Genomic DNA, 18,318 nt, shown 5'->3' on the forward strand with positions numbered 1-18,318 from the left:
GCGGCTACCCGTTAGCCGCCTTTTTTGAGGATCAAGGCGCAAGCTGTCGAGGTTGAAGCATTGCTAATTGCCTGCATACCTTGTTGTATGGTCACGGCGTTTTGCATGTGCAGACCCATGGTGTCTGACATGGCTGACTCTGTCAGCTGATCGATCATCTCTGACACTTGTTTGAGGTCTTCCGCACTGCTTTTATCACTCATGGCTCACTCCTAAAACAAAAGGCCAATGTCATTAACTGAATTGGCCGTTGGGTCAAATGGTACTTTTGGCAAGAAAATCAAAGTGTGCTGACGTTTATTCTTCGTCTTTTTCGACGATCGCTTCTGTTGCTCGACCCAAAACTGCAGTACCAATAGCCGTTAGTGCGTTGACACCTTGAACCGTCGCCGCCTGCATACCAATGTTTGCCTGTTGCTGCGCTGAAGTCGCGTTATTGTTCAGGTTCGACATCGCCAAGCCCATAGAGGTAAACAGGTTACCCATCGCATTAGCTGGTGATCCCGCCAGCACTTGAGTATTGGTTTGAGTTACAGAGTCCGTGATCTGCTCGTTGACTTTTTTCGGCATGATAACCTCACTTATTGAATTTCATTTGGCAGCAGCTCCTGCAGCTGCTGATTGATTTTGCTGATTTCCTGCTCAAGCTGGCCTTCGATGTTATCCAACATACCCGTGACCGCGCTTTCCACTTCATCAATGGACTCAGTCACCTGGCCTGAACCAAAACGCTTCTGTGACTCTGCAATCAACTTTTGCACATCCTGTTGTTGCCGCTCGGTGAACGACTCAATCTGCTTGAGCTGTTCATTGACATCAAACTTCATCGTGTCATTGCTGGTCATCGTTCGCCCCTTTGTTTCTCTTCAGAAAACGTAACAAACTGAATGAGCGTTTTTTCTCTTCAGCGTCTTCCTGAATGTCTTCACTGCCGCCGTCCTCTCTTCCTAACCGATGACTGGCATCGACAAAGATGGCGGGCTCGGTTTTAGGCTCAACTTTCGCCTCAACCGTCGGTCGAGTTTGAGTCTGAAGTAAGCGGGCACAGGCGTTCGTCACCGAAGCCGCGGTGGTCATTTGTGACTGTTGCTGAGTGCTGACCGCGTTATGCATGGACAAACCTAACGTGTCAGCCAATGTGGTTTCCAGCAAGCTGGTTGGTTGCGACGAGAACGCCTGCAACGTATTAAACTGGTCGATAGCGTTTTGCGAGAGTTCCTGTTCGAACTCGTTTTCGAATCTTGTATCCTGCTCTTTCATGTTCACTCCTTGCGATGCCTTCAACAGGCGCTGAAACGAATGCTGAACTCACAAACCTGAAATGGAAATGAGAAGAACAGCAATAGTTACTGAGAGCGATCGTGTAGCACAGTCGCCACTTTATCGCCGACAACACCGAAGTTTTCGGCGCCGTTTGTCACTACTTTTTGCGCCTGGTCGATAATGTCCATGTACTTAGGATCACCCGTTTCCAGAAGTTGGCTTAACGCCGTGCCAATCGCAGTGGTGCTCAATGTGTTCAGGTTGCGCAGATTGTCTGTTGCATCCGCAAGTGCCATGGCGGTGGACTGAGCCACAGATTGATTCGCCGCGTGGAATGCTGACTCTGCCTGATCAGGGGGTGTGTTTACCGTTTTCATTCACATCTCCTTCAAATACACCTTTGCCAGTCATCAGACTGACAAAGGTGCGTATGGCATTACGAGTCTTTTTCGATGATGCCTTCTGCACTTCGGCCAACAACCGAAGAACCGATAGACATAAGCGAGTTAACGCCTTGAACCGTTGCTGCCTGCATAGTAATTTGTGCTTGCTGCTGGCCGCTTGTCGCGTTGTGAGCTGCAGTGCCTAACGCTTGGCTGGTAGACATTAGCAAGTTACCCATTGCCATTGCCGGAGTTTCACCAACCACTTTTGTGTTCACCTGTGTTACTGAGTCTGTTACTTGTTCATTAACTGGCATTGTTTCGTTCCTTATTTGTTGTTAACAATTAGTTTTTCCAACCTGGCTATAATTAGCCTTTTTCGATGATGCCTTCAGCACCACGGCCAATGACCGAAGAACCGATTGCCATCAAAGAGTTCACACCCTGTACTGTTGCAGCCTGCATAGTGATTTGTGCTTGCTGCTGTGCAGCCGTCGCGTTGTGAGCAGCATTACTCAAAGCGTGGCTGGTAGACATCAACAGGTTACCCATTGCCATTGCTGGCGTTTCGCCAACAACTTTCGTGTTCACCTGTGTTACTGAGTCTGTTACTTGTTCATTAACTGGCATAATTTGCTCCTAATTTCAGTTAATTAGCTTGCGCTAGGTTCTAGGATGAGTTCGACACTACGGCCTATAACCGCGGTACCTGTAGCGAGCAAAGAGTTCACTCCCTGCACTGTCGAAGACTGATGGACCAAAGTCGCTTGTTGGTTCGCCCCTGTACTGTTGAGTGCGGAGATGCCCATTGCCTGACTGGTAGAAAGCAACAGGTTTCCACTCGCAACAGCGGGGGTATCACCCACTACCTCGGTGTTTACTTGCGTCACGGAATCGGTGACCGCATCATTTACTGGCATATCAAATGCTCCTTTGCTGGTTAAGAAGTGCCGCATTGCACCTCAAAACTGACTAAGACCCTTTTGCTGCAATGGAATAAATCAACCCGGAACCTAACGCCGTATTGGTGACCACTATGGTCTGAATCTGCTGCTGAGCATGAGTTGCATTTTGTGATGCTTTCCCTAACGAATCGGCCACCATATTGAGGTACATATTGCGCGATGTTGTCGGGGTAAATTGACTCAGCATTTTCTCGATGTTGATTTCCATTTCAGAGGCTCTTGATGTTCGTCTCTATGCTTTCCATATTAAGAAGAAGTCCGCTTGATAACTTGGTCGAATCCATCAAGAATTGCGGCCTTTTCACCAACTTAGTTCGCCGCAAAGAGGCGAGCTTTTTCTCGTTCTTTCTGGCGGTACTGGCGTGGTGTGCATCCGACATTTCTCTTGAACATTTTCTCGAAATGACTCAGGTCGCCGAACCCGGATTGCAGGCATACTTCCGTCACTTTCATCATCGGTGACTCATCAATCAGCTGCTGGGCATAACAGATACGCACCTGTACCAGTAGTGACTTAAATGAGTAGCCAATGTGCTGGCGGAACAGATAAGAAAGGTGGGACTGGCTAGTAAACGCGGCGTTAGACAGGTCGGCTAACGTCAGTTCTTCGGTGAAGTTCTCGCTCATATAGTTGAGCGCTTTTAGCAATCCTGGGTGAAGATGACGGAATCCACTGAACTCTTGGCTTAATACCGCTTCAACAATGTCGAAGGTTTCACTTTCGGGGAAAAGATCGAGATTCTGAATGTCTTCAACATCAATGTTGTTATTGCAACAGGACGCTAGAGTCACAATGACTCTCTGCAACTGCTCAACATTGCCCGGCCAATGGTATTTATGAAGAAGTTGAATCGCTTCGGGGGTAAATCGTGTCGTGGTAAAGGATTGAAGTTTATTGAGTATATGATCGATGTGGTTGGAGAGGTCTTGCTTACGCTCCCTGACTGGCGGGATATGAAGCTCTAGGTGAGGAACCTCTGTCCCCAGCAACTTAGCCAAAAATTGCCGATTTCCTTCCGCACTGTTGATTGATTCGGTACAGGAGACGATCAGCTGGACCTTTTTTTCAGTCAAACAACTTTGAAACTCTTCCTGACTGAATAAGGTGGTCAGATAGTCTTTCTTTTCCTGTGGCAATACATCAACTTCAGAGAGATACAAGGTGCCTTGCTTCGCTCGATTGAGGCTACTCTCTAGGTACGCTTTAAATTGTGACTGATTATGGATGGTTGGCGGGATAAGAATAAAGCGGCCTTTACCTTCCAGTCGGTTTAGATGAATAAGAGAGGCGATGGAGCGTTTTTCCGTCCCTGTCTCTCCGCTGATAAATACTGGGTAGTTGGTTCTAGCAGCAAATTCAATCTGACTTTGGATTCTCTGTATTGAAGGGGATAAGCCTAGCAGAGGGTACTCTGCTCCACTTCTATTAACAGGGTTATGTGGGAACGAATTGTAATTATTAAGTACCATAGGAACGCCATTTCCGGTCGCTCCTGTATTGGCGTAGCTTAGCTCTGACATTGTAATTATTCCTTTATTTTAATGTAGTCTCTGACGTCGAGCTTCTATGCTAAGGGGAACATCCCTAGGTAAATTGGTGTTATTGGCTAAATTCACGGTTAAAGCAGTGAGAAACCCGTTGAATATGAAGTGACTAGCATTTACAAAGGAATAATTAACACGATAACTGTTGTTATCCACGCCCAACGCACGAGAAACAAGTGATGGCAAAGGAAAACCGTGCGTTATTTCGATGAAAAGGGCTTAACATCTCCCTATCAGGTACACTAAAAAGTGCATAACTATTGATTATCTATGCAAGCATCAAGTCATCCGACCTCCATATGCACCTGATTCCACAGGTAATGAGAATGACTTGTTTTTTAACACCTCCCAAACAAGATGTGAAATTTGAAAATACTTAGATAAAACATTTAACTAATATTGTTATCACAGAGTTAAAACCCAATAATCTCCAGTGATAAAGATCACATCTATAAATCTGATAATGCATTTTACTTTCGTATTTTCCGGTTCGACTGATAACCTCCTGCACGCCTTGAAGTGAACTCAAGGTGCATAACTATAAGGAGTGTTCACTATGAATACCAAGAAACCAATGTCGCTAACCAGCCGAGTAATTCTGGGCATGGTTGCGGGTATCTTGACAGGTTTTGCGATTCGCAGCCTTTTTGCCGACAACGGATTTGTCGACACATACATCGTCAATGGACTGTTTGAAGTTGGTGGCCAGATTTTCGTTGCCAGCTTAAAAATGCTTGTTGTCCCACTGGTTTTTGTTTCACTGGTTTGTGGTACAAGCTCACTGAAAGACCTATCTACTTTAGGCCGAATGGGTGGTAAAACACTCGCTTTCTATATTACTACAACCGCTGTTGCGATTACGCTTGCACTGACTATGGGTAACCTATTCCAGCCAGGTGCAGGTGCTGATCTGACCGCAGCGAGCTCATTCAAATCCGCAGAAGCACCGTCTCTGGGCCAGGTCATTATCGACATGTTCCCGACCAACCCGATCAGCGCCATGGCTGAAGGTAAAACCCTTCAGGTCATCGTATTTGCTGTACTGTTTGGTATCGCGATCAGTGCCGCGGGTAAACCAGGTGAGCGTATTGCCGCGGTATTTGCTGACCTTAATGAAGTCATCATGAAGCTGGTTGCGCTACTGATGAACCTAGCCCCTTACGGTGTGTTCTTCCTAATGGCGAAGCTATTCACAGGTCTAGGTCTGAGTGCAATTCTAAACTTAGCGGAATACTTCCTCGTTCTGGCGGGCACACTTGTGATTCACGGCCTAGTCACCTACAGCGTGATGCTGAAAGGCTTCACTGGTCTTAGCCCAATAACTTTCCTGAAGAAGATGGAAGACGCCATCATGTTCGCGTTTTCGACTGCATCTTCCAACGCGACAATCCCTGTCACGATGGAAACCGCAAAGAACCGAATGGGTGTTGATAACCGTATTTCTTCATTCACGGTTCCACTAGGCGCGACTGTGAACATGGATGGCACGGCCATCATGCAAGGTGTTGCGACAGCCTTTATTGCTCAGGCATTCAACATTGACCTGACTATGGGTGATTACCTGATGGTGATCATGACAGCAACACTTGCATCTATCGGTACGGCTGGTGTTCCGGGTGTAGGTCTGGTCATGCTAGCAATGGTACTTAACCAAGTAGGTCTACCGCTAGAAGGTATCGCACTAATTATGGGTGTAGACCGTCTACTAGACATGATCCGTACTGCTGTAAACATCACAGGTGACAGCGCGGTAACGGTTATCGTTGCTAAGTCAGAAGGGGCTCTGGATGAGTCACGCTTCAACGACCCTATGGCCGGTGCGAAAGAAGAAGAAGTTCAGCTGAAAAAAGCCAACGCTTAAGCTTGTTCTTAAAGTGAATTAAAAATCCCCGTGCCAATGCACGGGGATTTTTTGTTTCTGGGTTAAGAAGCGGTACGGAAGAACTGTAACTACAAAGACTGGTATTCTGATAGTTCAAAGTTTCACTGGAGAGTGGGTTAAGGGGCGCATATTTATTGGCGCTATTGGGTTTTCAAGCTAGCTATATAAATATCCCTGCTGGAGTCGATAGCCGAGGCGACTAAGCACCTCCTGCTGAGTGATGGTTTCAACACCTTCTTGAATGATTTGGCAATCGGAGATCACGCCTATCTCCGATAGCGTGACTAACAAGCGTTTTTTCACTTCATTGGATTCAATGCCATGAATAAATTCTTTATCAACTTTGAGGTAATCAGGGGATACCCGGTGAACGATTTCGACGTTATTGTTGCCCGTACCGAAGTCGTCCAGCGCAATCATAAAACCCAAAGACTTTAGGTATCGAATGTTGGCGTATATTTCTTCGTTATAGGCAAGCTTCGAATTTTCAGCGACTTCCAGCACAACTTCATTGGGCTCTAAGGTAAGCAGATACTTTTCTAACACATGGAAATTGCGATTCTGTAATGAGCTGGGGCAAATATTCATGCCATAAACCCCTACTTCACCGGCATGTCGGCCATTTTGAATCGTTTTAGCGATCAATACGGTATGTAGGGTAACCAGATTGGTTTCTGCCAAATTTGCAATGTACTGCAAAGCACTGCGGTGTTTCACACGAGTGAGGATCTCATGATAGAGCACAGTTTTTCGGTCCGTATCCACGATTTTTTCCAGCTTGAAGCGTATCGAATACCAGTCGTGACAAAATCGACTGAAACGTAACATGCATTTACCGTAGAAGAGCAGCGAATACAGAAAGCACAGAGATGCCCACTCGTAGAATAAGTTTTGGCTGTAAAAGGCGACTCGGGTCCCATTGTCCAGAGTCACATCATAAATTTTAACGCCTGACAGGTCCCCGATCTTAAAAACGTCTTCGACTTTGTTATTCACTCCCATCGAGTCAATCAGTACCGGCCAAAGGTTGTTACTATAACGATTACTGACGGCATTCGCGGAAATACGCCCTAGCACCAAGGTTCCATTGGTGGCATTTTCCCGAGTGGTATAAACAAACTGCGGCAGGTTAAGTAGCGCTTCAACGCTATTTTTATCGATCACTTGAGCCTGTTCCCTATCTACCAAACAGGCTTGGGAATCTGAAATCACAATCGCTGAATCTAAATTTAACGTGTCATTAAACGCCGACACTAAATTATGATCGTGACACCCCATTAGCATGAGATTTTTGGTCACTTTATCCGTATTCAGGCTATACCGTTCCACAATCGAAGTCAGATGGAGCACTTGGACCATGTAAAGCATGACGAGAATCAGCCCTGAAAAGAGTAGTGCTTTAGCCGCTTTATTGAGGATAGAGAAGTGGTATATTTCCATACATGTCTTGAACATGCTGAAAATGGTTGGTTTATAACTGTTAAAGTTAGTGGCGATGCTCTCTTTAATCTGATTGTTTTCTATCCGCTCTAAATCAATGTAATACCCCTTCTTGAATACATTGACGATCAACTCCTTATCTTCCATATCGCCATCGTATCCAGCGATAAGTTGCTTATACTTCTTACGTAATGAAGCAATGGTATTTTTGAGTGCATACAGTCCAAATTCATCGTCATAATATTCTTTGTATGCTGCTTCAATGTCTCTTGGACTGGATGGAAATTCTCTTGACGAGTTTTCTACCAAGAACTCAAAAATGAAGCGTTCTTTATCATTTAAGTCGAATTCTAGTTTTTTATCTTTGTCTTCAACGCTGTATAGAAGGCTTCCATTCAGAATTAAACTCTGAAGTCCATTTTCACTCAAACTAAATGAATAGAACATTCCTTACCCCATTCTATTATTTTATTTATATTTTTATAGCCTCAGTTGTAGATTTGATAAAATTACTATTGTCTATCAAGTCAATATAATCTTGATAAAGATAAATTAAGTTAACTTAAAAACACTTGATGATTTGGTATTTTTATCTCGTTCTTCTTTTTAGTTATTTATCCGAACTTGAGCCATATAACCTCACGCCAAGTCATTAAAACAAGAAAAAAGTAGGATATAAAGTAAAAGCAATTGGATAAAACTTAACTTTCAACAAGTTAAGACCATGATTCCAAATGTGTAAAAGTTCAATAAAGCCGCTTCTAACCCACATGGATTTTACCAAATGGTCCAACCACCATTCTAATTAACGTGTTTGCTCTATACCCATAATGAGTAATTATGATTATTTCCGATATCGTTATTAAACCTAACAATATCTAAGTTTGTGTACTAGTAATGATTCAATTAAGACTATTTTCATTGGGGAGATTAAGATAAAAAATCATCACGTAATTTTATATTTAACACGACATCAACAATCAAGTGAATATTATTAAGGTTTGTCTTATGAAATTAAATCCAAGGTTAATTATCTCTACTTTGTCTGCTTTAATTTGCTTCCCTAGCCAAGCGGATGAAGATGGCATGTATGTCATCCTCCTAAACACGGATAACACTAGGGCGATGACCAGCTACTCACAACAAGTCAGTGTCGAGGAAAGGGCAAACCGCATACTCAATAGTATTGTGAGCCAAGATGGACAAACTCAGTCATTCAACGCCCAGAGCAAGCCCTCACTCACCCATGCTTATGAAAACTTTAATAGCTTTGCAGCTCAGTTAACGAAAGAACAAATTGAACAACTGAAAAACCACCCCGCCGTCAAAGGGGTGTATAAGAATGTGACATTTACATCAGATGATATGGTTCAAGCGCAGCCCAGCTCCGTCGCATCATGGGGGTTAGATCGTTCCGATCAGAGATATCTTCCACTCGATGGTGGCTATGATGTCGGGCAATATTCGGGGAAAGGCGTTTCAATATACATCGTTGACTCGGGCATCGACCTCTCCCATTCAGATTTTGGGGGGCGTGCAGTATCTGGCTGGGACTTTGTCGACAACGATAGTGACGCATCCGACTGCCGTGGGCACGGCACTCACGTTGCTGGTACTGCAGCAGGCAGCCGCTTTGGTATTGCACCAGAAGCTGACATTTATTCAGTACGGGTGCTCAATTGTGAAGGCTCAGGCAACGGCTACGAGATTCTTGACGCATTCGACTGGGTCGTCGAGCATGCCAAACAGCAAGGTAAGCCTGCGGTCATCAACTACAGTATCTCTCGCAGTTCTCGTTGGGAGCCCATGGATACCGCCGTTGATGAAATAGTGCAAGTACACAACATTTCGTTTGTCCACTCCGCCGGTAACAGAGATAGTGATGCCTGTACTAAAAGCCCACACTCAGATTACTCCGTCACAGTGGGGGCATCGACTGATGATGACTATCGTAGCGATTACTCAAGCTGGGGAAACTGTGTTTCACTGTTCGCTCCCGGAGATAATATAACCTCTGTGGCAGATGGGGGTGGCTCAAAAGTAATGGACGGTACCTCGATGGCAACCCCGCACGTCACTGGTCACGTCGCCCGTATGCTACAGATGAACCCGCAAGCCACAACAGAGGAGATCAAACAAACGCTCATCAACCAGACAACCAAAAACACCTTGTTTGATGTTGGCCCCGGCTCTCCGAACCGCTTACTCTACACGCAGCTCGAAAGCGACAACACCAATAGTGCGCCTGTCGCACAAGCCACAATAAGCCACACTGAAATCAACCAATCTGGTTACGTTGAGCTGGATGCGTCAACATCTTATGATCCTGACAACGATACCCTTGCTTATCAATGGAAGGTAATTTCACCTCAATCCCATCAAGTCAATATCGCCAATGACAACGCAGTAACCACACAAGCCTATATACCTGAGACTCAGCAAGACACGCACTACGTTTTTCAGTTAACGGTATCTGATAGTCAACTCAGTGACAGTTCTCAAGTGTCAGTCCACTATGTGGTCGACGACGCGTCCTGCGAAGTCTGGGATGAATTCAAAATCTATGACCTACCAGGGAATGTTGTGACTTGGGACGACAAGTTCTGGGAGAACCAATGGTGGACCCAAGGGGATATACCTGGCACTGGAGGTGAATGGGGCGTATGGCGAGAGGTACAAGCCTCAGCCTGCAAATAACATTAAGAACAAAGAAAAAGCAGCCAATTTGGCTGCTTTTCTACTCTACCTATCGGGAAATTAGAACTCGTATTTGACGTTCACTTCTATGGTCTGTTCAGCACCATACCAACAGTTATTGCTGTCATAGCAGGTATAGTACTCTTCATTAAACAAGTTATTGACAATAAGGTTGGCATTCGCGCCCGTTAAAGACTCGCTGACTCTGCCTAAGTCATAACTAAGAGATAGATCTGCAATAGTGTAGGATGGCACCTTACCAGTGTTCTGAGCATCAATTTGCATCTCACCCACATAACGCCCTCCACCACTAACTCTAAGGCCATTTAATGCACCGTTATAGAAGTAGTAGTTTGCCCAAAGATTTGCTGTATGATCCGGTACATAAATTGGGGTTTTACCCTCAAATTGAACGTCCTTACTGATCGTCATATCGGTGTAGGTATAAGATGCATTCACATCTAATGCTTCATTAACAGCCCAACGACCTTCAAGTTCAACACCCTTGGACGTCACTTCGCCGACCTGAATCTTACGTTGATATGTCGGATCCGATGGATCAGCCACAAGCATGTTTTCTTTTACAATCTGGAATAAACCCAGTGTGGCCGCTTTCGAGTAATCCTCTGACTCGTATTTGATACCGCCTTCAATCTGCTTACCTTCTTCTGGCACAAACTGTTTGCCATCATTCCCACCTGTAACAGGTTCAAAGCTGGTCGCGTAGTTAACGTATGGCGAGAAACCGTAAGGCAGTTCATATAAAGCCCCTACTCGATAAGAGAAATGGTTTTGATCCGCTTTTGAGCCATACCATTCGCCTTCATACAAGTCATAACGTCCACCAGCAATCAAAACCAGTTTATCCAAGCGCACTTGATCCTGGAGATAGAAACCCAGTTGTTTTACTTCCACTTCATCTCGCGCAGTAGAAGATGCTCCCATGTTATCGCGATCAATCAAATTACTGTTTGGATTGATGATGTTCGTCATAAATGGAGTCGAGAAGTAGACTTGATCGGAGGTACCATCTAGATTTTGGTAATCAACGCCAAGCAAGATGTTATGCTCTGCCCCAGCAAGAGCTATGGTGCCAGAAAGTTGGTTATCAATCGTAAAACCAGTTGATTCCTCATCCGTACTATAAGCCAACTGTGCAATATTCCCTGTCGATGGATCAAACCCGCCACTCGGCATATAGGTATTTTCCTGATAGAGAGATGCATCCGTAAAGCGAGCATTTTGCAAGAATGTCCAGCCGCTCTCAAACTCGTGATTGACCTTGTAACCCAGCATCAGCACTTCACGTTCGAATGTGTTCCAGTCTGTATCACCAATGAATGTCGAAGGTGATGTTGAGCCATTTGGATTGCTAACAAACATACCTGACGACGGCAATGAAGAGTTCATCCCCATTTCAGGATCATTCTGATAGTACATATTGAAGTTAATCAGAGTACGATCAGACACTTGCCAATCCAGCGATGGAGCAAACACATAGCGCTCTTCTTTGGTGTTGTCGACCTGACCATCCTGAGTGCGTGCGAGTGCGATAATGCGGTAAGAAAGTGGACCATCTCCAATTTGACCTGTGGTATCAATGGATGCTTCAACAAGGTTACGCGATCCCGTTGCAAAGCTGACTTCAGTCGCTTTTTCTTGCTGAGGTGCTTTGGCGATCATGTTAATCATACCACCTGGAGGCATGGTACCGTATAGAACGGACGTCGGGCCCTTAAACACTTCTATTTGTTGTAACGCAACCGGATCAATTTGTGGTTGTAGATTCCAACCTGCCAGAGACTGGAGCACTAGGCCATCATAGTAACTTTGGTTAACTTTAAAGCCACGAATCGAAAAGGTGTCGTACATGGTGACAGCCGCGCCTTTCTGCTCTGTCACAACACCTGGCGCATAACGTAGCGCTTGATTTAAAGACTTCACACCACGCTGTTCAAGCTGCTCTCCTTCAATAATCGAGATACTTTGTGGTGTTTCTTCAGGTTCTAGCGATGTCTTGGTCGCCGTATTCCGATAGGCTTTGCCCATCACAGTGATGGTTTCTAGTTCAGTTGTATCTTGACTGACTTCATCCGCAGCCATTACGGAGGCTGAAAAGGCGGTAAGCAGCGCTAAAGTAAGTGTTGAGCGCTTAAAATTTGTTGGAGTTGTCATGTGTCCCTCAAGTACCAATGCTTTTTCTTATTAAGAATAAATCTCATTTGCATTCTACAAACCTGAGAAACAGGAAAGTTAACAATTTGGTGCATCTTGCGCGAAATAATTTAGTTAACTATCAGTAGTTCATTCATTTGATCATTGAGACAGGCGTTCAACAGGAATCCAATATTCCATAACTGCATCGGTATCATGTTGATTGTAATTGGCGGGATAGCATTCGAGTTCATAGCCATCAATGCCTCGATAGCCAGAATTAGGTAACCAATTAAGCAGAAACCACTCCAGCGTTTTTGGCAAATGCATCACCGGGCCACAATGTTTAACAACCGCGTACGTTTGCGCAGGCACCACCAAGGTACTCAGCTCAGAAGAGATGGCAGAAGGTAGTTGAGGCAACAACAGGTCATCGGTTAATTCCACCCCTGCCCAATATTCCATATTACTGCCGTCAAAGTGGCTTTGGGTGATATCAATGACGCCTGTTAAAGCAACCGGCCGCTCAGATTCATTTGGGAGGGTTTGCTCTAATCGGTGCCACAATGCCGGGACTTTTTGCTGAAAGTCAGGGTTGAGTGCGAATAGCCCATTAATTTCACCGTGAAGCCCTTTTAGGAAAAACTCATTCTTGGATTCCACTCTCACTTCAACGAAAAGCGTGCTGGCCTCTTCTGTCGTGCGTTGAGAAACTTGAATAGGTTTACGTAACCCCGTTCTGAGACCTTGCTGACGATAAGCTCTGGGACTGAGGCCAAACACTTGCTTAAACGAGCGACTGAAGCTGATTTCGGAGCTGAAGCCAAGCTCCAGAGCGATATCAATCACCCTATCAGAAGTGTCTATCAACCGTTCTGCGGCCTGACTGAGTTTGAGTTCTCGAACATAAGTAGCAACCGCCATGCCTGTTTCTGTCTGAAATACGCGCTGCAGTTGCCAGCGTGACCAACAGCTTTGGCGGGCAATATCATCCAGCGATAACGGTTCACTGATGTGCTGATGAATAAACGACAGTACCTTGCTTATCCGACTAAACGCGTTAGAAGGTCGTTCTGTGGACTTGCCTGTCGTCATGCCGTATCTCAATCAAGTAAGAGGGAATCCGACTATCCTAGCAAATTCATAAATGAGAATTAATACCAACTGACAAAATACCCATCTAACATAAAGAAGACTAGTGAAATTCCACTCACAAATACCGACTAAGTATTCACCTTGGTGCACAAAGATAAAAAAAGGTTGAAAAAGATAAAATCAAATACATTTGCTGCTTTTATATGCTCCATATAAAACAATATCAATATCAACGGCAACGTACAAAAACTAGAGGATTCATAGCGTCACACCCTAATGATCAAAAATTAATCACAATTTAACATTTGAGAAGCAATTGGCTGTAATCAACGATATGGGGGCTAACTAACCAATGAAATGCACTTAATACACAAGGAAGAACAACATGAAATTAAAAACAATTGCTCTCACACTAATTGGGATCTCTTCTATAACGGCGCTACCTGCGACAGCAAAAGATTTATACATGTTGTCACATTTTCCGGATTCAAATAGTCATAATGAGTTAGGCACCATAAATCTCGAAACTAAAGAATATAAAAAGCTAGAAGATGTAACTGCTGGCGCAGGGTTAGAAGTCGCAAATCAAAAAATTTACATCACAATTAGTTCAGGCAGTGAGTTCTCGCTATGGACAACCAACCTTGATGGTTCTGATGCCCAAATATTCAACAATGTCCCATTTGCAGGCAGTATGCCTATTAGTGTAAACAAGAACACCGATGACGTTTACATCAGTAGCTATCAGCAAGATGCCATTGCCCAAATTTACCCAGACTACTCTGGGACTCCAGGGGGAGCCGTTGAAGGAGAAGACTACACTTTAGTTTACCATCCAGTAGAAGAGGGCTGTAAGGCCGGTTGTGATCCCACAGCTACAGCTATCGATGAAGAAAACGAGCGGTTTTACTTCGCGCTAGGTACAGGGGAGTCTACTAAAATCATGAGCTCTGCGTTAGGGGATGATACTACTGTAGATCGGAGTGAAGAGCTGACCGAAGCAGATGGGCTTAACCACACGGAGCACTACCATAAGATAAACGCAATAAATATAGACCCTAAGTCTAAATATATGTATTTCTCTAATGAACACTCTATTTTCAGAGCGAGAATCAACAAAAATAATCCGAAAGTCGAGCTTCTATACACTACTGATTACACTCTGGGAATTAATGATATGGTTGTCGATTTCGAAGCAGATACAATCTACTGGACACTAGATGAAAACAAAAAATTGTACTCATCAGATATAAATGGAAACAATGTTGAAGTTATATTTGAGAGTGAGGACAAAGTGATGTACCAGCTAGCATTTAAGAAATAAATAAGTGGGATACGCATTTACCTCCTCTAGGTGCAAGTAGCCTCGCAACTTTTGTAAATGCATACCAAAGTTTCAGTAACACTACTGACCCAAAAACTTATACCTTCCTACAAAGATACTACTGGAATGAAAAAGCCAAAGCGTCGTAACACTTTGGCTTAAATACTTTAATTCGTTCAGCAAAACTCAAACAAACAGATTCATAACCAGCATCGCACCAAATGCATTAAGCACTGAAATAATGATCATGACTGGAATATAGCGACCTTCGGTACCAATTGGCCCCATAATACGTCCCATATACTGAACTTGTGAACCCATTAGGTAGATCGCTGGGGCCAAAATGGCAATGTGCGCGCCGTTAAGAATGCCTTGATCAAATAAGGTTATGACTACACCAACAGCACCTCCCATCGACATCCATGCTCCAATCAATACGGCAGCAGCTTCACCGGGTAAACCAAATATCGCCATAACGGGTGCGAAGACCGTCCCCATCATGTCTAACGCTCCTGTGATTTGCAGTGCTTTGATGATTACAAACGCCATCAGAACATTTGGCACCGTTGAAGTCGTTGCAATCACCCAACCTTTCTTTGCCCCTTCGACAAAAATATCCGTCACCATGGGTTTTCTCGTTTTCACTTCACTCATTGTGCAGCCTCCTGTTGTAAACGTTGCGTATCTTTATCTTGTTTACCTTCAGTGATGTTGAGGTAGATGCGAAACAGATTGGCGCCAACAAACTTAAAGACAAACATAATGGTTACAGCGAGACCAATTGACGACGTCACGGCCAGCGACCCGTCAGCCAAAGTCAGCGTGAACAACACGGCACCAGAAGAGAAGAAATTGACAATAGTCGCCCCCGCAGTGAACTGAAACATGGTAAATACATCGGTTTCACGTTTGGTCAGACGACCTTCATCCTTGAGTTGGCGCGTCATGGCAGCGCCGGCATCAGTACTTTGCAGTGACGCAATCAATGCAAGACCGGAGCTACCCGGTATTCCCATCAAAGGTCGTAATAAAGGAGTAAGCAATTTACGAGCAGCATCTAGTGCACCGTAATGCTCAAGGACATTGATCACACCGAGTGCGAACATCACGGTTGGAATCAAAGTTAATGCGAAGATAAAGCCATCACGTGCACCACTACCGCCTTTACCACGCAGTGACGTTGTTGCAGCTTCAACGCCATCCGCCGTTTCAGTCACGTTATACGCAACCTGCCCGAACGAGCCATTGAGAGTTGTAAAATCAAGCACACCATACCATTCGCCGGACTTCATCAAGCCAGAAAAGAATATGACAGCAAATGCGAGAGCAACGTAGCATCCCCAGGTTACTTTACGCTGCTTTGTGTTTGGATCGGACATATATCACCTATGTTTTATGTGGAACAGGACACATAGGATCTTGTTTTAAATCGTACGCTATAGTGATGATCCGTATCAATTACTTAGAAGGGGCAACTCTGACTAGAGATCTATTATCTTATTTTGTGATTATGTTCATAATCAGCGCTTTTATCTGCATATGAAATTCAACAATGCATATCAACATGATTCATAAATCGTTCATTTATTGATAAAAACTGGCGATAATTCAAACAGATCAAACCTATCTCACATACCGAAAATCAAAACCTCTTTAGAATGGCTCCACCATAACAACAATCTTCTTTCAAGGAGTGAAAGTATGAAATTGCAGTGGTCCGCTTTTGTCGCCCTTTTATTACTTCCCTTTTCGACTTTTGCAGCCAACAGCCCCCAAGAAACCTTACCTTTAACTCAATCTACCATCGGCTATGTGGCCATCCTGATTTTCACCTGTGCTTATGCGTTGGTGATGCTGGAAGAGTACCTGTCGCTGAGGAAGTCCAAACCGGTCCTGCTCGCAGCGGGCCTCATCTGGGCCATGATTGGTTACGTCTATTCGCAACATGGTCAAATTGAAGTCGCCAAGTCCGCTCTGGAGCACAACCTGCTGGAATACGCAGAGTTATTGCTGTTCTTACTAGTCGCTATGACCTATATCAGCGCAATGGAAGAGCGGCGATTGTTCGATGCACTGCAAGCGTGGATGGTTGGGAAAGGCTTTAATTACAAGTCGTTATTTTGGTTAACTGGTATTCTGGCTTTCTTTATTTCTCCGATTGCCGACAACCTCACTACCGCTTTATTGATGTGTGCCGTAGTGATGAAAGTCGCCGGAGATAACCCCAAATTCATCAACCTAGCGTGTATCAATATTGTGGTCGCTGCCAACGCCGGCGGCGCCTTCAGTCCATTTGGTGATATCACAACATTGATGGTGTGGCAGGCGGGCTATGTCTCATTCTCTGAGTTTTTGCCTTTGTTCTTGCCTTCCGTCGCCAACTACGTTGTACCGGCGATAATCATGTCGATGTTCGTGCCGAGCACCACACCGGATGTTGTCCACCAGCACGTAGAGTTAAAACGTGGGGCACGCCGGATTGTGGGGTTATTTATACTCACCATTGCTACTGCCGTCGCCTTCCATGCCGTGCTGCACTTCCCACCCGTAATTGGCATGATGATGGGTCTGGCTTATTTGCAATTTTTCGGCTTTTTCCTTCGCAAAACTCTTAAAGCATCGCTGCATAAGAAAGCGGCGCTCGCGATTGCCAATCGTGATGACATTGCATTGAAACGTCTAGGCTCCGTTGTGCCTTTCGATGTGTTTAGACGAGTCTCTCATGCGGAGTGGGATACGTTACTTTTCTTCTATGGTGTAGTGATGTGTGTCGGCGGCTTGAGTCTACTCGGCTACCTAGGTTTAGTATCTGAAGTGATGTACACCCAGTGGGATCCGATCTGGGCGAATGTCATGGTGGGGATCTTGTCTGCCATTGTCGATAACATCCCAGTTATGTTTGCCGTCCTGACCATGGAGCCAACCATGTCGATGGGTAACTGGCTACTGGTTACGCTGACCGCAGGTGTCGGTGGCAGTTTGCTATCAATAGGCTCTGCTGCTGGGGTTGCGCTGATGGGGGCTGCGCATGGTAAGTATACCTTCTTCGGCCATCTCAAATGGGCACCTGTGATAGGTATCGGCTATGCCGTCAGTATTGCGCTCCATCTGATGCTCAACTCTGCATTGTTCTGAAGCACCTAAGCACCCTACAACAAAAAAGGACAGCCAAATGGCTGTCCTTTTCAATTGCATCTAAACAAGTACGTGGTTATTCCAAGCGTTTCTGCCACACACTTGCCAGTTGGTATCTTGCACAGGTGCTGCAAGTGAGCGCCTCATTTTCCCCATGAATGCGCATAACAATGTCTTCGCGTTTCTCTTTAGAGTTGTTGCGCATTGTTATGGTAAGAAAGTTATCGTCCACCACAAAAGGTTTGGTGACATCTGGCGCACCGACGCGACTAATCGTCACCATCGCATCTTTAAACATCAGTAAATCTTGGGTATACAAATTTTCATATACCCCTTCAAACTCATAGGTTTGTTTGTTGATCATTCGATCAAGCTTTTCTTCAAAACACCCTTGCAGCAAAAGCATTACTAGCAAGGAGAAAATTCCTTTTTCTA

20 protein-coding genes are annotated in these 18,318 nt (G+C 44.8%); 4 read left to right on the forward strand and 16 right to left on the reverse strand.

The genetic code is table 11. The features are described from left to right. Positions 1–11: 11 nt before the first annotated feature. The 10 genes from F0265_RS00680 to F0265_RS00725 all read right to left on the reverse strand — a co-directional run bounded on the left by F0265_RS00680 (position 12) and on the right by F0265_RS00725 (position 4,132). The gene (locus tag F0265_RS00680; RefSeq protein ID WP_171747366.1) at positions 12–203 is read right to left on the reverse strand and encodes a RebB family R body protein; all 192 of its coding nucleotides are present in this window, start codon (positions 201–203) and stop codon (positions 12–14) included. A gap of 94 nt (positions 204–297) precedes the next feature. Further along, positions 298–570 (reverse strand): RebB family R body protein, encoded by a 273-nt coding sequence (locus F0265_RS00685; RefSeq protein ID WP_019277222.1) that lies wholly within the window; start codon positions 568–570, stop codon positions 298–300. 11 nt (positions 571–581) lie between these two features. Then, complete coding sequence (locus F0265_RS00690) at positions 582–845, reverse strand: hypothetical protein (protein WP_006960113.1); 264 nt, start codon at positions 843–845, stop codon at positions 582–584. Next, complete coding sequence (locus tag F0265_RS00695; protein ID WP_045974326.1) at positions 832–1,260, reverse strand: RebB family R body protein; 429 nt, start codon at positions 1,258–1,260, stop codon at positions 832–834. Before F0265_RS00695 ends, F0265_RS00690 begins: the two co-directional genes overlap by 14 nt. Before the next feature lie 86 nt (positions 1,261–1,346). Next, a complete protein-coding gene (locus F0265_RS00700) occupies positions 1,347–1,640 on the reverse strand; it encodes a RebB family R body protein (RefSeq protein ID WP_006960111.1) in 294 nt (97 codons plus the stop codon). A gap of 59 nt (positions 1,641–1,699) precedes the next feature. Beyond that, positions 1,700–1,963, reverse strand: coding sequence for a RebB family R body protein (locus tag F0265_RS00705; protein WP_006960110.1), 264 nt, complete (start codon positions 1,961–1,963; stop codon positions 1,700–1,702). A gap of 52 nt (positions 1,964–2,015) precedes the next feature. After that, positions 2,016–2,276 carry a RebB family R body protein gene (locus F0265_RS00710; RefSeq protein WP_006960109.1) on the reverse strand — a complete coding sequence of 87 codons (261 nt, stop codon included), beginning with the start codon at positions 2,274–2,276 and terminating at the stop codon, positions 2,016–2,018. A gap of 23 nt (positions 2,277–2,299) precedes the next feature. Beyond that, the gene (locus tag F0265_RS00715; protein ID WP_006960108.1) at positions 2,300–2,566 is read right to left on the reverse strand and encodes a RebB family R body protein; all 267 of its coding nucleotides are present in this window, start codon (positions 2,564–2,566) and stop codon (positions 2,300–2,302) included. A gap of 52 nt (positions 2,567–2,618) precedes the next feature. Then, a complete protein-coding gene (locus tag F0265_RS00720) occupies positions 2,619–2,819 on the reverse strand; it encodes a RebB family R body protein (RefSeq protein WP_006960107.1) in 201 nt (66 codons plus the stop codon). Positions 2,820–2,920: 101 nt separating this feature from the next. Further along, the gene (locus F0265_RS00725) at positions 2,921–4,132 is read right to left on the reverse strand and encodes an AraC family transcriptional regulator (RefSeq protein ID WP_171747367.1); all 1,212 of its coding nucleotides are present in this window, start codon (positions 4,130–4,132) and stop codon (positions 2,921–2,923) included. Positions 4,133–4,712: 580 nt separating this feature from the next. Here F0265_RS00725 and F0265_RS00730 point away from each other — a divergent pair. Beyond that, a complete protein-coding gene (locus tag F0265_RS00730; RefSeq protein ID WP_171747368.1) occupies positions 4,713–6,017 on the forward strand; it encodes a dicarboxylate/amino acid:cation symporter in 1,305 nt (434 codons plus the stop codon). 177 nt (positions 6,018–6,194) lie between these two features. Here the strand turns inward: F0265_RS00730 and F0265_RS00735 are convergent, their stop codons facing one another. Next, positions 6,195–7,925, reverse strand: a complete 1,731-nt coding sequence (locus F0265_RS00735; protein WP_171747369.1) for an EAL domain-containing protein — start codon at positions 7,923–7,925, stop codon at positions 6,195–6,197. A gap of 561 nt (positions 7,926–8,486) precedes the next feature. On the opposite strand from F0265_RS00735, the gene F0265_RS00740 reads away from it, so the two are divergent. Further along, the gene (locus F0265_RS00740; RefSeq protein WP_171747370.1) at positions 8,487–10,175 is read left to right on the forward strand and encodes a S8 family serine peptidase; all 1,689 of its coding nucleotides are present in this window, start codon (positions 8,487–8,489) and stop codon (positions 10,173–10,175) included. 60 nt (positions 10,176–10,235) lie between these two features. On the opposite strand, the gene F0265_RS00745 is transcribed toward F0265_RS00740, so the two are convergent. Both F0265_RS00745 and F0265_RS00750 read right to left on the reverse strand, forming a co-directional pair. Next, positions 10,236–12,350: a TonB-dependent siderophore receptor gene (locus F0265_RS00745; RefSeq protein WP_171747371.1), complete on the reverse strand. Its 2,115-nt coding sequence runs from the start codon at positions 12,348–12,350 to the stop codon at positions 10,236–10,238. Between the two features lie 141 nt (positions 12,351–12,491). Then, positions 12,492–13,424, reverse strand: a complete 933-nt coding sequence (locus tag F0265_RS00750) for an AraC family transcriptional regulator (protein ID WP_171747372.1) — start codon at positions 13,422–13,424, stop codon at positions 12,492–12,494. Positions 13,425–13,809: 385 nt separating this feature from the next. Between F0265_RS00750 and F0265_RS00755 the strand changes: the two genes are divergently transcribed. Continuing rightward, entirely contained in the window at positions 13,810–14,748 is a 939-nt protein-coding gene (locus tag F0265_RS00755; RefSeq protein WP_171747373.1) for a hypothetical protein, read from the forward strand. A 186-nt stretch (positions 14,749–14,934) separates the two neighbouring features. Here F0265_RS00755 and F0265_RS00760 read toward each other — a convergent pair whose 3' ends face one another. Together F0265_RS00760 and F0265_RS00765 are read right to left on the reverse strand one after the other, a co-directional pair. Continuing rightward, positions 14,935–15,402 carry a YjiG family protein gene (locus tag F0265_RS00760; RefSeq protein ID WP_006960099.1) on the reverse strand — a complete coding sequence of 156 codons (468 nt, stop codon included), beginning with the start codon at positions 15,400–15,402 and terminating at the stop codon, positions 14,935–14,937. Then, positions 15,399–16,127, reverse strand: a complete 729-nt coding sequence (locus F0265_RS00765; RefSeq protein WP_171747374.1) for a nucleoside recognition domain-containing protein — start codon at positions 16,125–16,127, stop codon at positions 15,399–15,401. The genes F0265_RS00760 and F0265_RS00765 overlap by 4 nt, the downstream gene beginning before the upstream one ends. Before the next feature lie 322 nt (positions 16,128–16,449). Here F0265_RS00765 and nhaD point away from each other — a divergent pair, with 322 nt between their 5' ends. Next, positions 16,450–17,883: a sodium:proton antiporter NhaD gene (nhaD, locus tag F0265_RS00770; protein ID WP_038157137.1), complete on the forward strand. Its 1,434-nt coding sequence runs from the start codon at positions 16,450–16,452 to the stop codon at positions 17,881–17,883. Positions 17,884–17,959: 76 nt separating this feature from the next. Here the strand turns inward: nhaD and F0265_RS00775 are convergent, their stop codons facing one another. Beyond that, on the reverse strand, positions 17,960–18,289 hold the full coding sequence (locus tag F0265_RS00775) for a hypothetical protein (RefSeq protein ID WP_021456153.1): 330 nt from the start codon (positions 18,287–18,289) through the stop codon (positions 17,960–17,962). Positions 18,290–18,318: the final 29 nt, after the last annotated feature.

It is taken from the genome of Vibrio sp. RE88 (genome assembly GCF_013113835.1).
Taxonomy (GTDB): domain Bacteria; phylum Pseudomonadota; class Gammaproteobacteria; order Enterobacterales; family Vibrionaceae; genus Vibrio.

Coding starts and splice junctions, on each gene's coding strand:
- F0265_RS00775 (WP_021456153.1), bottom strand. CDS start 18,289: ATGCTTTTGCTGCAAGGGTGTTTTGAAGAAAAGCTTGATCGAATGATC.
- F0265_RS00750 (WP_171747372.1), bottom strand. CDS start 13,424: ATGACGACAGGCAAGTCCACAGAACGACCTTCTAACGCGTTTAGTCGG.
- F0265_RS00730 (WP_171747368.1), top strand. CDS start 4,713: ATGAATACCAAGAAACCAATGTCGCTAACCAGCCGAGTAATTCTGGGC.
- F0265_RS00710 (WP_006960109.1), bottom strand. CDS start 2,276: ATGCCAGTTAATGAACAAGTAACAGACTCAGTAACACAGGTGAACACG.
- F0265_RS00765 (WP_171747374.1), bottom strand. CDS start 16,127: ATGTCCGATCCAAACACAAAGCAGCGTAAAGTAACCTGGGGATGCTAC.
- F0265_RS00690 (WP_006960113.1), bottom strand. CDS start 845: ATGACCAGCAATGACACGATGAAGTTTGATGTCAATGAACAGCTCAAG.
- F0265_RS00715 (WP_006960108.1), bottom strand. CDS start 2,566: ATGCCAGTAAATGATGCGGTCACCGATTCCGTGACGCAAGTAAACACC.
- F0265_RS00700 (WP_006960111.1), bottom strand. CDS start 1,640: ATGAAAACGGTAAACACACCCCCTGATCAGGCAGAGTCAGCATTCCAC.
- F0265_RS00760 (WP_006960099.1), bottom strand. CDS start 15,402: ATGAGTGAAGTGAAAACGAGAAAACCCATGGTGACGGATATTTTTGTC.
- F0265_RS00725 (WP_171747367.1), bottom strand. CDS start 4,132: ATGTCAGAGCTAAGCTACGCCAATACAGGAGCGACCGGAAATGGCGTT.
- F0265_RS00680 (WP_171747366.1), bottom strand. CDS start 203: ATGAGTGATAAAAGCAGTGCGGAAGACCTCAAACAAGTGTCAGAGATG.
- nhaD (WP_038157137.1), top strand. CDS start 16,450: ATGAAATTGCAGTGGTCCGCTTTTGTCGCCCTTTTATTACTTCCCTTT.
- F0265_RS00740 (WP_171747370.1), top strand. CDS start 8,487: ATGAAATTAAATCCAAGGTTAATTATCTCTACTTTGTCTGCTTTAATT.
- F0265_RS00705 (WP_006960110.1), bottom strand. CDS start 1,963: ATGCCAGTTAATGAACAAGTAACAGACTCAGTAACACAGGTGAACACA.
- F0265_RS00720 (WP_006960107.1), bottom strand. CDS start 2,819: ATGGAAATCAACATCGAGAAAATGCTGAGTCAATTTACCCCGACAACA.
- F0265_RS00745 (WP_171747371.1), bottom strand. CDS start 12,350: ATGACAACTCCAACAAATTTTAAGCGCTCAACACTTACTTTAGCGCTG.
- F0265_RS00695 (WP_045974326.1), bottom strand. CDS start 1,260: ATGAAAGAGCAGGATACAAGATTCGAAAACGAGTTCGAACAGGAACTC.
- F0265_RS00755 (WP_171747373.1), top strand. CDS start 13,810: ATGAAATTAAAAACAATTGCTCTCACACTAATTGGGATCTCTTCTATA.
- F0265_RS00685 (WP_019277222.1), bottom strand. CDS start 570: ATGCCGAAAAAAGTCAACGAGCAGATCACGGACTCTGTAACTCAAACC.
- F0265_RS00735 (WP_171747369.1), bottom strand. CDS start 7,925: ATGTTCTATTCATTTAGTTTGAGTGAAAATGGACTTCAGAGTTTAATT.